Origin of the sequence: Delftia sp. WSY_22 (assembly GCF_043104185.1) — a bacterium.
In the GTDB taxonomy this organism is placed as follows: domain Bacteria; phylum Pseudomonadota; class Gammaproteobacteria; order Burkholderiales; family Burkholderiaceae_C; genus Comamonas; species Comamonas tsuruhatensis.
This window is the reverse complement of sequence record NZ_JBICKN010000057.1, coordinates 32,080-45,287: the sequence shown is the minus strand read 5'-3', so window position 1 is coordinate 45,287 and position 13,208 is coordinate 32,080. Positions and strand designations below refer to the sequence as shown.

Sequence of the window (13,208 nt, the reverse complement as noted above, 5' to 3'; positions counted from 1 at the left end):
TAAATTTGGGATGAGAAAGAATTATGTTGAAGGTTTTTTGCGTTGTTTTGATTGTTTTTATTTATTTGTTGGTGAATGTGTTTCTTGCAGCTTGGATATGCAGGAGTTGGAGTTTTTACAGAAGGATGGCTTCTGTTATTTTTGAAAAACAGCTCAGATCAATATCTGGTACATGGGTCTGGATTATATCTTTTTTACATATTTCATCGATGGCTTTATTGTTTTTTTCTCTGAATAATTCGTTTAATCTATTTTGGTTTTCAGTGATTGTTCTGGGTTATGTTTTCTTGGTTTCTTCTTTGACCTTGTCTGTTTTTTCAAAAATAAATTTCTTCAGAATTCTCTGGGCTGATGTATTCTTTAGAATTGCTTTGTTGGTTCTTCCTGTATTTGTTGTTTATCTGGCCAGAGGTTATGCATCTGTAATGGTTGGCGATATTTTGAAAATTCATGCCTCAACTGTGCCTATGGCAAGTATTGCGGCAATATGTATTTTTTTGTTGACTTTTGTTTCTCTTTTATTGAGTATTTTTGCGTTGATGTTTGAGGTTGCCTTTCTTACTGTGTTTTCTAAAATAGGTGATAAGAAGCGAAAATCCACAGGTAAAATATTTCCTGTGTTGTTTTCTTTGAATAGATCAAGTGATGTCGGAATACTTGTTCATACACGGGTCCATTTGAGAAAGATCGGAATGGCTATTTTGCTGTTCATGAGTTTTTTGGCCTCTTATACAGGTGTGCACGTGGCAACAATGGGGTTTTCTAAAAATTTCGTAGAGATTATTCTGTCGGCAATAGTTTTTGAATTTGATGCTGGCCCAGCAAATAAGTGTGCTCTAACCGAAGAAGAAATGAAATTGGTAGTATCTACTGATCCAGTAATGAAAGTGATCCCTGTTCCTAGCAATCACGAGAGGGCCTTTTTGATAAGCAGAAAAAGCGATCTTTTTAGGAAAATCTCATGGAATCAGATGAAGGTAAAATCGGCAGAGCAAAGGGGAATTATTTTTCATAGAATGGTGGATTGCTATAAGTAAGGGCTAATGGTGTGGGTGAGTAGTAGATCCGAAAGAATCTAGGACTGTATGCGGGGCTTCATCAGTCGTCTTGCTCTAGGCAACGGGGTTGGGATTGCTGGTCACGGTGGCCTGAGTACGATATGGCTCAAGTCTCGAGTGCAGCAGTAGCGCCCTCTCTTAGTTGCAGAGCAGCGAGAGTCTAGATCTAGAATTCCAAATAGTTGAGTCGGCGTTTGACATGTTCAAGACAGTGGCTCCGGTGATGGCAGAGAGTGGGATTCTGCTCACGATAGCAGCAGCTATGTCTGTCTTGGTCGGTCTCTCACCCATTGCAATGCTAGTCAACGCGCAGGAATATCCAGCCATACGCGTTCAAAGGCATTTTCTGAAGATGCCTCCCGAATGCCGAGGGCGGTACCTGCGTCAGCTCTACGCCACCGGCATGCCCACCACCAGCCCGTCGAGCTGCGGCGATACCGTGATCTGGCAGGCCAGCCACGAGTCTCCGCGCACGTCGAGGGCGAAGTCCAGCATCTCCCTTTCGCCGCCCTGGGCCGGGCCCACGCGGTCCAGCCACTCCGGTTGTATGTAGACATGGCAGGTGGCGCAGGCACAGGCGCCGCCGCATTCGGCATCGATGCCCGGCACGCCGTTGGAGACAGCGGCGCGCATGAGGCTCTGTCCCTCCGTGGCCTGCACCGCATGCTCGCTGCCGCCGTGCTCCATGAAGGCAATGGAGATCATGACGTGAGTGGGGCTTTGGAGGGGAGCGTTGGGAAACCGGGGTCGGCGCAGTGCGTGGCGGCGATGGCCTTGCGCGCAGCCATGAATTCGCCCGGCGAATTCACGCATTCGGCGGCGCACAGCTGGCCACCGCGCAGGTGCAGGACGGCGAACCTGCCGCTGGCCGGGTTGCCGCGCAGCACGGTCTGGTCGCCCTGGCCGGGCAGGCCGGCGATCTGCAGCCTGGTGTCGTACTGATCGGACCAGAACCAGGGCGTTTCATGGGCGGGCAGTTCGCTGCCCGTGATGGCGCAGGCCGCGCGCCGGGCCTGTTCGAGCGCGCTGGGCACGCTTTCGAGCCGGTGCAGCCCGGGGTAGCCGGCCAGCGGGCGGCGCGTGGCATCGCCTATGGCGTAGATGCCGTTCATGGCGGTGCGGCCTTCGCCATCCACGGCAATGCCGTCGGCGCAGTCCAGGCCGAGGGATTGCGCCAGTTCCATGCAGGGCGCCGCGCCCACGCCGATGAGCACGGCATCGCACTCCAGTCGGGAGCCATCGGCCATCCACAGGGCCGTGATGCGGGTGGGGCTGTCTCCCTGGATGGCGGCGACCGCTGCATTGAAATGCACCTCCACGCCCTGGCCTGCATGCAGCTGCAGCAGATGCGCAGCCATCTGCGTCGAGGCGCTGCGCGTCAGCAGCCTGCCTTCGCGCTCGATGATCCGGACCTGCACGCCCAGCTTGCGGGCCGTGGAAGCGATTTCGAGGCCCGCATAGCCGCCGCCGATGATGGCCAGGCAGCGCGCGGTCTGCAGATGGCCCCGCAGCGCCTGCGCGTCTTCCATGGTGCGCAGGTAGGTGATGCCAGGCCGCTCATCCCCGGGCAGGACCAGCCAGCGCGGCGCGGAGCCTGTGGCAATGACCAGGTGTTCGTAGTGCAGCACCGATCCGTCGTTCAGCGCCACCTGCCGCGAGCCCGGCTCTATGGCCATGGCGCGCATGCCCGGGCGCAGGGCGATGGCCTGGTCCGCGGAGGCGCCGGCGGGCCGCGGCAACAGCTCGTCCGGGCCCATGGCCTGCTGCAGCCAGGCCCTGGACAGCGGCGGGCGCAGGTAGGGCGGCAGGTCCTCGCCGCCGACCACAGTGATCGGACCCGGGTGGCCGTACTGGCGCAGCAGGGCGGCCAGGGTGCCACCGGCGTGTCCGGCGCCGATGATGACGGCATGGCCTTGGGGGTGTTGTGCGGGGTTCATGCTGCACCTTCGCAGGAGGCCCGGAGTACGGGGCGGGCGCAGATCTCGTCCCAGGCTTGCCGCATGAAGCGCGCGGCCGCCACGTTCTGCTCCAGCAGGTCATAGCCTGCGCCCAGGCCGTAGTCGGGGAGATTGATGAATTCGGTGGTGAGGTAGCGCAGCGGGCTGTGCGGCTGCGCATGGTGGCAGGCCAGCACCTTGCGGATGGCCTCTTTGGAGGGCTCCAGCAGGTAGGCATGCCAGGGCGAATGCCATTCGCCGGGTCCGGGCCGCAGCATGGGGTACTGGATGCCCCGGCCCGGGCTGCCGTCCTCGTCGCGGTGCCACAGGTTCAGGGGCTGGTTGGGGCCGGCCGCGCGCAGCTGGGCCCAGCGCACGATGCCCATGTCCAGCCATTGTTCGCACAGCGAGCCGGGCTCGAACGGGTCCAGCACCAGTTCGCCGCGCTCGAGCAGCCCGCGCACGCCAGACCGGTCCAGCTCGGCCGGGTTGCCGATCTTGAAGTTCACATGGCTGTAGTCCAGCGTGAAGTGAAAGGGCACGCCGCGTGCCTGCACGCGCCCGGCCACGCTGCGCACGCGCAGGAAGTCTTCGGTCCACGTGTTCACATGCAGCGCGAAGCTGGGCTCCACGCCCAGGCCCATGGCGTCGTCATAGACCCGCAGATAGTGTTCGGCGATTTCCACATCGGACAGCACATGGCCGTTGCGGTGGTGCTTGAAGGTCATGATGTTGTGGCAGCGCACGCCGATCTCGCGGCAGATGCGCAGGTTGCCGGCCAGCAGGACCTCGTCCTCGCCCAGGCGGTAGAACCAGCTGGCGGTGTGCACGGGCAGCTTGAATTCGGCGATGGCCGACTCGTAGTCGGCCAGCTGGTGGCGCAGCGGCAGGCGGTCGAAGCAGTCGAACACGCCGGTCTCGCTGACGAGGCGGAACTGCTCGCGTATGGGCAGCTCCTGTAGGCCGATGGGCTGGTGGCGCGAGGAGCGCTGCACGCCACGGCCGTTGCAGCCGATGGGCGGGAGGGTGGGGCGGGGGGCTTCGTGCATGACCTGCTCCTCAGCCGCCCGTGGGCGCGCCCACGATCATGCGGTCCGCCGACAGAGGGTGGCCCGCGTTGCGCGACCCGGTCAACGGGGACCAGGTATCGAGTACATCGGTTGTCATGGATCTGTCTCCTTGTTGAGTGTGGTGTTGCGCCCCGGCCGCTGCTCAGCCCCATAGGCGCTGCGGGTCAAGAAGGCGTCATCGGCCAAGCGGCTCCCGGCACCGCTGCCCGCACGGTGGAAGGCCTCCAGCGCGAACACTGCTTTCAGCCTGCTGCCCAGCGCCTGCGTTTGCCGCAGGGGCCAGAAGCTGGCCTGCATGCCGCCTGGCGCGGGCTCGCCATGCCCTGTCTTCGAATGCAGTCTGGGCATGGGATGTCTCCTGGGCTCCGATCGCGGCTCTCGACCCATGGCTGCTGGGTTGATGTGGAAAATTAAGGTGTATGCACTCGAATTAAGTCGGATTGCCTACAAAGAAACACCAAGGCTTTCCATGGAGCAATGCCTCTTTTTCCCCGCGTACAAGGATTGTGAATTTTTCGATTTGACTTGACTATCGGGAAAATGCTTTATTTGTTTTTGACTATTGAATAGGGTGTTTGAGCGTAGGCGCTTGAAATTCCTGCGGTGGACGGATGTTTCCACCGGGCCAGCGTGGCGACGCAGGACCCTGGACGGTGGAAATGCACCGCAGGCAGCTGAAATGTCAGCCCATAGCCATGCAGGCAGCGGCGGCATGCAGGGGCAGGAGGTCCATGTCGGGGGAAGGAAAAGGAGAAGGAGAAGGAAAAGGAGAAGGAGAAGGAGAAGGAGAAGCGGAGCCGGCTGCGGATCGCGCGCAGCTTGCGGCTGCCACCAGCGTCCGCGAGGCTGGCGTCAGGAGCACGGCGCAGATCGGCCTGCTCACGGCCATTTCCGATGCCTTCGCCCACCTGGGCGGCTTCGCGCTCGCCCTGCGCGTGTCCTGCCCAGGGCGGTGGTCAACCGCCGAAGGCAGGTGGTGCGCGCCGTTCAGCGCATGGTCACGAACTCTTCTGCCGCCGTGGGGTGGATGGCCACGGTGTCGTCGAAGTCGCGCTTGGTGGCGCCCATCTTGAGTGCCACGGCAAAGCCCTGCAGCATCTCGTCCATCCCCAGGCCGATGCCGTGTATGCCCACGATGCGTTCCTCGGGGCCCACGCAGACCAGCTTCATGCGCGCGGGCTGGCGGTGGCGCGTGACCGCCGTGTACATGGCGGTGAAGGCCGACTGGTAGATCTTGACCTGATCGTCGCCAAATCGCTCGCGCGCCTGCGGCTCGGTCAGGCCCACGGTGCCGATGGGCGGGTGGCTGAAGACCACGGTGGGCACGTTGTCGTAGTCCAGGTGCTCGCCGGTCTTGCCGTTGAACAGGCGCTCGGACAGGCGCCGGCCTGCAGCCACGGCCACGGGCGTGAGTTCGATACGGCCCGTGATGTCGCCCACGGCGTGGATGCCGGGCACATTGGTGTCCTGGAACTTGTCCACCGCGATGTGGCCGCTGTCCTGCAGCGCCACGCCTGCGGCCTCCAGGTTCAGGCCCGAGGTGTCGGGCCTGCGGCCCACGGCCCAGACCACGCAGTCCACGGTGTGGCTGCTGCCGTCCTGCAGTTGCAGGTCCAGGCTGCCGTCTGCGTTGCGGACCACGGCCTTCGGGGTGGCCTGGCGGTGCACGGCGGGGCCTTCGGCCTCCATGATCTCCATCAGGGTCTGGCTCAGCAGCGGATCGAATCCGCGCAGTGCCGAGTTCTGGCGCAGGAACAGATGGGTCTGCGAGCCCAGCGCGTGCAGCACGCCGGCAATCTCCACGGCGATATAGCCGGCACCCACCACGGCCGTGCGCGCAGGCAGGGCCTTGAGGGCGAAGAAGCCGTCGGAGTCGATGCCCAGCTCGGCGCCAGGTATGTCGGGCCGTGCCGGGCGCGTGCCCGTGGCGATGAGGATGTGGTCGGCACTGAGCCGCTGGCCGCCCACCTCCACGGTGCGCGCATCCACGAAGCGGCCAAAGCCCTGGATCAGCTCGACCTTGTTGCGTGCCAGGCCGCTTTCATACGAGGCATGGATGCGGTCGATGTAGGCGCTGCGGCTGTCCAGCAGGCGCTGCCAGTCCAGGCGGTTGACGGTGGCATCCCAGCCGTAGTCGGGGCCGTAGCGGTGCATGGCCTCGCCGATCTGGGCCGCATGCCACATGACCTTCTTGGGCACGCAGCCCACGTTGACGCAGGTGCCGCCGATCTCGCCGGCTTCGATCAGCGCGCAGTGGCGCCCGTGCATGGCGGCGCGGTTGGCCGATGCAATGCCGCCGCTGCCGCCGCCGATGACGATGTAGTCGTAGTGCTTCATGGAGATTCCGTGCTGTGTCTGAGCGGCCCGAATGCCGCAGCCGGCCATCTTGCCCTGTTCGCCGGCCAGGGGTTGTGGCGGGGGCAATGCCGCCATCTCCGCGCCCAGACGACGGCCCGGTTGGCCGGCATATCGCCGCTTTGCAGGGCCGGGGGCAGCAGGCGTTTGGTGGCGAATGAACGGACGGTGGCGCGGCAGCCCGCGTTGCGCAGGGGGCGGGACGCACTGTCAAGAAAAGCGCAACGCGCAGTCAAGGCGCGGGCAGGTGCGGCCGCTAGGCTCCTGCATTGCCGGTACCCCCGGCACGGACCAGAAGAACAGCAAGTTGAAACGGGAGTGCATGTGAGAGAACGAGGCAGTCGCCTTCAGGCGGAATTTTCCAGGGCCATGATGCCGTGGGTGGTGGTATTCGGAGCCGGCCTGCATTGCGTCGCGGCCGTGGCCGCGCCGGCGCAGGGGCTGGTCATGACGGGCTACCAGACGCAGTCCAACGCTTGGTATACGTCCATGGTGACCGAATACACGTTCAGCGTGGGCGGCGTGGTGCAGCAAGGCGGCTCGCCGCCCTCCACTGCGGATTGGGTCACCCCTTCCAACTACTGGGATGACGGCTGGGGTCTCAACAGTTGGAACGAGGACTACACATACAGCTACCAGGGCCAGGTCCTGCGGACGAGCGATCCCATGGGAATTCCCGCAGCGGCAGCCTGGGCCACGATCAGCTCCTTTCAGATCGAGGGGTCCTCCCTCCCGCGCCCCATCGACAGCACTGTTTTCCACTATTCGCTCGATGGCATCCAGACCCTGCTCGCCATGGACGCATCGACCATCCCCGCCAATGCGGTCTGGGCGGGTCTGTCATCCCTGTCCGATGGGTGGCATGCAGCGCAAAACCCTGGGTTTGCCGGCTATGTGCTGGGCCGCCCGGTCTTCAGTCTGGCTCCCGTCGTCGACCCGCAGGCGGGCGGTGTGACGGCCAAGGCCCGCGTGGCGCTGGACCGGGACGGCACGGGCTACTGGCAGGTGCTTGCTGCGGCCGCCGCGGCGCCGGATGCCGCCACGCTGCAGGCCGGCGGCTCCCCGGTCGTCATGACGGCAGGCGTGGTCCACGATATCGATATCGGGGGGCTGGCGGTGAATACGGCCTACAGGCTGCACTTCATCGCCAGGGATGGCGCAGGCCGCGTGCAGCCGGATGTGGCCAGCGTGCCCTTCACCACGCTCAGGCTGGAGCAGAGCATCGACTTTGCGCAGCCGTCGGCGCAAACCTTCGGCACGACATTCACGCCCGTTGCAACGGCTACCTCCGGCCTGGCCGTGACGTTTTCCGCATCTGCGCCAGAGGTTTGCACCGTCGATGCCGCAGGGGTGTTCAGCTTCCATTCCGCAGGCACTTGCAGGATGACGGCCCGGCAGGGCGGCGACGCGACCTATGGTCCCGCCCCCGAGGTGGCTTACCCGGTGACGGTGCAGCCTGCTGCGCAGAACATCGTCTGGAGCATGCCGGCGCCCCTGGTCGTGGATGCACGGGTGGCTCTGAGCGCCGCCGGCGGTGGCTCGTCCCAGGCCGTGCAGTTCAGCTCCCTGACGCCGGCGGCGTGCTCCGTCAGCGGTGCCGAGGTGTCCGGCAGGCTGGCGGGTACGGACAACTGCCTGCTGGCCGCCGATCAGCAGGGGGATGCCAACCACCTGCCTGCGGCCCGGCAAGTCCTGTCCCTGAGCATCGGCAAGGGCGCGCAGGCCATTGCCTTCACTTCCGTGGCGCCAGCGGCCGCCAAGGTGGGCGATACCTATGCCGTGGCAGCAACGGGCGGGGCTTCCGGGAAGGCGGTGGTGTTCTCCGTGGATACGGCGACGGCTGCCCATTGCACCATCGCGGGCGGTTCTGTCTCCTTCATTGCGCCGGGACCCTGCCGCATCCTGGCAGACCAGGCCGGCGATGCGAACTACGAGGCGGCGGCAAGGCAGCAGCAAAGCGTGCAGATCGCCCAGGCCACAACCACCCTGGCGATCACCTCCACCCCCAACCCTTCCCGGCCCGGCGACGATGTGACCATCAGCGTTTCGGCCGTGACCGGGGCGCAGGACCGACGGGGGGCGCTGCGGGCGATGGCGGCGGCGCTCCCCTCGGGCAGCATCACGGTCTCGTACAACGGGGCGCAGCTGGGGTCGGCGCCCCTGGTTGGCGGCGCCGCCAGCATCACGGTCCGGCTGCCCGTGGCGGCCGGATCCCACGGCCTTGTGGTCGACTACAGCGGGGATGCAGTCCACGCCCCGATGAGCCAGGGCTTCACACAGGCCGTGGTGGCGGCGCCGGTGCCCACGCCTGTGCCGGCCCTGCACACCGTGGCGCTGGTCATGCTGAGCCTGCTGGCGGCCGGGATGGGGGCCGGCAGGCTGCCCAGGGGCCGCATGGGCCGCATGGGCCGGTAGGCCAGGCTGCCGGGCGGCATGAACCCCGGCGCGGCGCCTCAGGCGGCAGCGATGCGCCGGACGATGGCCTGGCCCACCTCGGTGGTGCTGGCCGTGCCGCCCAGGTCGGGCGTGCGCGGGCCGCTCCTGATGACTTCCTCGATGGCCGAGACGATGGCGTCATGGGCTGCGCGGCCTGCGCCCTGGCCGTGGGTCAGGAAGTCCAGCATCAGCGCCGCCGACCAGACCATGGCGATGGGGTTGGCGATGTTCTTGCCGTAGATGTCAGGCGCCGAGCCGTGCACGGGCTCGAACAGGCTGGGGAAGCTGCGGTCGGGGTTGAGGTTGGCCGAGGGGGCCAGGCCGATGGTGCCCGTGGTGGCCGGGCCCAGGTCGCTGAGGATGTCGCCGAACAGGTTGGTGGCGGCGACCACGTCGAAGCGGCCCGGCTGCAGCACGAAGCGCGCGGTCAGGATGTCGATGTGCTGCTTGTCCAGCGTGACTTCCGGGTAGGCCTTGGCCACGTCCTCGGCGCGCTGGTCCCACCAGGGCATGCTGATGGCGATGCCGTTGCTCTTGGTGGCCAGGGTGACGTGCTTGCGCTCGCGGCTTTGGGCCAGGTCGAAGGCGTACTTGAGCAGGCGCTCGGCGCCCTTGCGCGAGTAGACCGATTCCTGGATCACGATCTCGCGGTCCGTGCCCTCGTACATGATGCCGCCCAGCGAGGTGTACTCGCCCTCGGTGTTCTCGCGCACCACGTAGTAGTCGATGTCGCCGGGCTTGCGGCCGGCCAGCGGGCAGGGCACGCCTTCGAACAGGCGAACGGGGCGCAGGTTGATGTACTGGTCGAACTCGCGGCGGAACTTGAGCAGCGAGCCCCACAGCGAGACATGGTCGGGCACGGTGGCGGGCCAGCCCACGGCGCCGAAGAAGATGGCATCCATGCCGGACAGCTGCGCCTTCCAGTCGTCGGGCATCATTTTTCCGTGGGCCAGGTAGTAGTCGCAGTGGGCCCAGTCGAAATGGTGGAATTCGAGCTTGATCGCAAAGCGGCTGGCGGCAGCTTCCAGGGCGCGCAGGCCTTCGGGCATGACTTCCTTGCCAATGCCGTCACCGGCGATGACGGCGATCTTGAATGTGTCTTGCATGGTGTCTGTCCTTGGATCGAATGGATGGATATGAAGCGGCGCCGCTGACAGCCAGGCCGCATGCATGGCATTGTTGGCTGCGCCAGGGCTAAATACAATCGGCCAACTGTGGTTCCATTATTTACAGATCGTGAATAAACAGCCGTCTCCCGAAGACCTGCGCGTCTTCACCGTGGTGGCCCGCAAATCCGGCTTTGCCGCTGCGGCCGAGGAATTGGGGGCCTCGCCCGCCTATGTGAGCAAGCGCATCCGCCTGCTGGAAGAAGAACTGGGCGTGAAGCTGCTGCACCGCACCACGCGCCGCGTGGCCGTGACCGAGGAGGGCGAGCGCGTCTTCCACTGGGCGCAGCGCATCCTCGACGACATGGACCAGCTGATGCAGGAGGTGGCCATCACGCGCAGCGAGCCGCGCGGCCTGCTGCGCGTGAGCAGCAGCTTCGGTTTCGGGCGGCATGTGATCGCGCCCGCGCTTTCCAGGCTGGTGGAGCGCCATCCGGGGCTGCAGGTGCGGCTGGACGTGTTCGACCGGCTGGTGGATGTGGCGGGCGAGGGCTTCGATCTGGATGTGCGCGTGGGCGACGAGATCGCGCCCCACCTGATTGCGCGGCGCCTGGCCGACAACCACCGCGTGCTGTGCGCCGCGCCTGCCTACCTGGCGCGCCGTGGCACGCCGCGCACGCCGGCCGAGCTGTCGGCCCATGACTGCCTGGCCATCAAGGAGCGCGACCAGGCCTTTGGCGTGTGGCGGCTGCGCGCGGGCGCGGCCGAGCAGGCGGTGAAGGTCACGGGGCCGCTGTCGGCCAACAACGGCGAGATGGTGGTGCAGTGGGCCGTGGACGGTCGCGGCATTGCGCTGCGCTCGCTATGGGATGTGGGCGCCCATCTGCAGGCCGGGCGCCTGGTGCAGGTGTTGCCCGAATGGCGGCAGGAGGCCAATGTCTGGGCTGTGTATCCGACGCGGCTGCAGCTGTCGGCCAAGGTGCGGGTGTGCGTGGAGTTCCTGCAGGAACACTTCAAGAAGGAGTGGATGGCAGCCGCTCCCTGAGCGGGGCGGCTGCTGCAGCGGACTGGCCGGGGATCAGCCTGCCAGGGCAGCCTTCACTGCGGCGGAGACCTGGCCCATGTCGGCCTTGCCTGCCAGTTGCGCCTTGACCGCGCCCATGACCTTGCCCATGTCGCCGGGGCCGGATGCGCCCAGTTCGGCCACGATGGCCTTGACGGCGGTGGCCACTTCCTCGGCCGACATGCGCTCGGGCAGGTAGGCGGTCAGCACGGCCATCTCGGCCTTTTCCTTGTCGGCCAGGTCCTGGCGGCCCGCGCCCTCGAAGGCGGCGATGCTGTCCTTGCGCTGCTTGATCAGCTTGTCCACGATGGCGATGACGGCGGCGTCCTCCAGCTCGATGCGCTCATCGACTTCCTTTTGCTTCATCGCTGCCTGCAGCAGGCGGATGGTGCCCAGGCGCTCGCTGTCCTTGGCGCGCATGGCGGTCTTCATGTCTTCGGTGATCTGGGCCTTGAGGCTCATGGCTTTTCTCCTGAGGTGATGGCGTCGGAAAACACGGAACAAAAAAACAAAAAACCCGCGCCTGGCGTCCCGAGCGCGGGTTTTGCGGCTGACGAGAGCCGGCTGGTCAAGGGCTGATCAGTACAGCTTCTTGGGCAGCTGCATGCTGCGAACGCGCTTGTAGTGACGCTTGACGGCGGCAGCCTTCTTGCGCTTGCGTTCGGCAGTGGGCTTCTCGTAGAACTCGCGAGCGCGCAGGTCGGTCAGCAGGCCGAGCTTTTCGATGGTGCGCTTGAAGCGGCGCAGGGCAACTTCATAGGGCTCGTTTTCTTTTACGCGGATGGTGGTCATTAGCTAGATTTCCAGATATCTGTGCTGACAGCGGGTTCCCGGGAAGATCGGGCCTGAGAGCCATGTTCAGCGGTTGGTCCCCGTCCAAAGTTAACTAGTATTGGCCGACGGGGCGATTGCCAGCAAAGCGGGCGATTATACGCGAGACGAAAGCGGTCTGACAAATCAGGCAGAAGGCAAGGCCTGCGCACAGGCGTACCCACTGGCCCAGGCCCATTGGAAGTTGTATCCGCCGAGCCAGCCGGTGATATCCACCACTTCGCCAATGCAGTACAGGCCCGGCTGGGTCTTGCATTCCATGGTCTGCTGCGAGAGCGCCCGCGTGTCCACGCCGCCCAGCGTCACTTCCGCCTTCTTGTAGCCTTCCGTGCCCGTGGGCACGATCTCCCAGCGTGACAGGCGCTCGGCCAGCTGGTTCAGGGCCTTGTCGGAGGCTTCGGCGATGGGGCGCTGCCAGGCAGCATCCTGCTGCACCCAGGCATCGGCCAGTCGCGAGGGCAGCCACTGCGCCAGTTCATTGGCGATGAGCTTGCGCGAGCGCGACTTGGCCCTGAGCAGCTCGCCCTGCAGGTCCACCTCGGGCGCGAGGTTGATGCTCAGGGGCGTGCCGGGCTTCCAGTAGCTCGATATCTGCAGCACGGCCGGGCCCGACAGGCCCCGGTGCGTGAACAGCAGGTCTTCCATGAAGGCCATGCGCTCTTTCTTGCTGCCGGTGCTGATCTCCACGGGCAGGGCCAGGCCCGCGAGCTGGGCGTAGGGGGCCCAGGCGTCGCCATCGAAGGTCAGCGGCACCAGGCCCGGCGTGCGTTCGACCAGGGGCAGGCCGAATTGCTGGGCCAGGCGGTAGCCGAAGTCGGTGGCGCCGATCTTGGGGATGGACAGGCCGCCCGTGGCGATGACCAGGCTGGGCGCCTGCACGGCGCCCCGGCTGGTCTGCAGGCGGTATTGGCCGTCCGAGTGCGCCACGGAATCGACCTTGCAGGGCTGCCAGCGCTGCACGCCGCCGGCCTGGCATTCGGCCAGCAGCATGGCGATGATGTCTTCGGCCGAGCGGTCGGCAAACAGCTGGCCCTTGTGCTTTTCATGGTGGGCGATGCCGTGCCTGTCCATGAGCGCAATGAAGTCGGCCGGCGTGTAGCGCGACAGGGCCGAGCGGCAGAACTGCGGGTTGCCGCCCACGAAGTGCTTGTGGGGCGCGCGCACGTCCAGGTCGCGGTTGGTGAAGTTGCAGCGGCCACCGCCCGAGATGCGGATCTTCTCTGCCACCTTCTCCGCGTGGTCCAGGAGCAGCACCGACAGGCCACGCTGTCCGGCCTGGGCCGCGCAGAACAGACCGGCCGCGCCGGCGCCGATGACGATGGCGTCGAAAGAGAGGGAAGAGGTCACAAAAA

12 protein-coding genes are annotated in these 13,208 nt (G+C 64.7%); 3 read left to right on the top strand and 9 right to left on the bottom strand.

The features are described from left to right. Positions 1-23 precede the first annotated feature (23 nt). Positions 24-1,037, top strand: coding sequence for a hypothetical protein (locus tag ACF8NF_RS24170; RefSeq protein ID WP_392451396.1), 1,014 nt, complete (start codon positions 24-26; stop codon positions 1,035-1,037). A gap of 411 nt (positions 1,038-1,448) precedes the next feature. Here the strand turns inward: ACF8NF_RS24170 and ACF8NF_RS24165 are convergent, their stop codons facing one another. The 5 genes from ACF8NF_RS24165 to gorA all read right to left on the bottom strand — a co-directional run bounded on the left by ACF8NF_RS24165 (position 1,449) and on the right by gorA (position 6,402). Continuing rightward, positions 1,449-1,763 carry a 2Fe-2S iron-sulfur cluster-binding protein gene (locus ACF8NF_RS24165; protein ID WP_392451395.1) on the bottom strand — a complete coding sequence of 105 codons (315 nt, stop codon included), beginning with the start codon at positions 1,761-1,763 and terminating at the stop codon, positions 1,449-1,451. After that, positions 1,760-2,995, bottom strand: a complete 1,236-nt coding sequence (locus tag ACF8NF_RS24160) for an FAD-dependent oxidoreductase (RefSeq protein ID WP_343740842.1) — start codon at positions 2,993-2,995, stop codon at positions 1,760-1,762. Before ACF8NF_RS24160 ends, ACF8NF_RS24165 begins: the two co-directional genes overlap by 4 nt. Beyond that, positions 2,992-4,044 carry a xylose isomerase gene (locus ACF8NF_RS24155; RefSeq protein ID WP_288898828.1) on the bottom strand — a complete coding sequence of 351 codons (1,053 nt, stop codon included), beginning with the start codon at positions 4,042-4,044 and terminating at the stop codon, positions 2,992-2,994. The genes ACF8NF_RS24160 and ACF8NF_RS24155 overlap by 4 nt, the downstream gene beginning before the upstream one ends. A gap of 114 nt (positions 4,045-4,158) precedes the next feature. Further along, positions 4,159-4,413 carry a hypothetical protein gene (locus tag ACF8NF_RS24150; RefSeq protein WP_343740844.1) on the bottom strand — a complete coding sequence of 85 codons (255 nt, stop codon included), beginning with the start codon at positions 4,411-4,413 and terminating at the stop codon, positions 4,159-4,161. Between the two features lie 639 nt (positions 4,414-5,052). Next, positions 5,053-6,402 (bottom strand): glutathione-disulfide reductase, encoded by a 1,350-nt coding sequence (gorA, locus tag ACF8NF_RS24145; protein WP_043791040.1) that lies wholly within the window; start codon positions 6,400-6,402, stop codon positions 5,053-5,055. 387 nt (positions 6,403-6,789) lie between these two features. Here gorA and ACF8NF_RS24140 point away from each other — a divergent pair, with 387 nt between their 5' ends. After that, positions 6,790-8,835 carry an Ig-like domain-containing protein gene (locus ACF8NF_RS24140; RefSeq protein ID WP_392451394.1) on the top strand — a complete coding sequence of 682 codons (2,046 nt, stop codon included), beginning with the start codon at positions 6,790-6,792 and terminating at the stop codon, positions 8,833-8,835. 38 nt (positions 8,836-8,873) lie between these two features. Here the strand turns inward: ACF8NF_RS24140 and ACF8NF_RS24135 are convergent, their stop codons facing one another. After that, positions 8,874-9,962, bottom strand: a complete 1,089-nt coding sequence (locus ACF8NF_RS24135; RefSeq protein ID WP_016453805.1) for a tartrate dehydrogenase — start codon at positions 9,960-9,962, stop codon at positions 8,874-8,876. A 130-nt stretch (positions 9,963-10,092) separates the two neighbouring features. On the opposite strand from ACF8NF_RS24135, the gene ACF8NF_RS24130 reads away from it, so the two are divergent. Continuing rightward, a complete protein-coding gene (locus ACF8NF_RS24130) occupies positions 10,093-11,007 on the top strand; it encodes a LysR substrate-binding domain-containing protein (RefSeq protein WP_017406911.1) in 915 nt (304 codons plus the stop codon). Between the two features lie 33 nt (positions 11,008-11,040). Here ACF8NF_RS24130 and ACF8NF_RS24125 read toward each other — a convergent pair whose 3' ends face one another. The 3 genes from ACF8NF_RS24125 to ACF8NF_RS24115 form a co-directional block, all read right to left on the bottom strand. Next, positions 11,041-11,487 (bottom strand): GatB/YqeY domain-containing protein, encoded by a 447-nt coding sequence (locus ACF8NF_RS24125; protein ID WP_392451393.1) that lies wholly within the window; start codon positions 11,485-11,487, stop codon positions 11,041-11,043. Positions 11,488-11,604: 117 nt separating this feature from the next. Further along, the gene (gene rpsU / locus ACF8NF_RS24120) at positions 11,605-11,817 is read right to left on the bottom strand and encodes a 30S ribosomal protein S21 (protein WP_003052999.1); all 213 of its coding nucleotides are present in this window, start codon (positions 11,815-11,817) and stop codon (positions 11,605-11,607) included. Positions 11,818-11,982: 165 nt separating this feature from the next. Next, positions 11,983-13,203, bottom strand: coding sequence for an NAD(P)/FAD-dependent oxidoreductase (locus ACF8NF_RS24115; protein WP_133074114.1), 1,221 nt, complete (start codon positions 13,201-13,203; stop codon positions 11,983-11,985). Between the last annotated feature and the right edge of the window lie 5 nt (positions 13,204-13,208).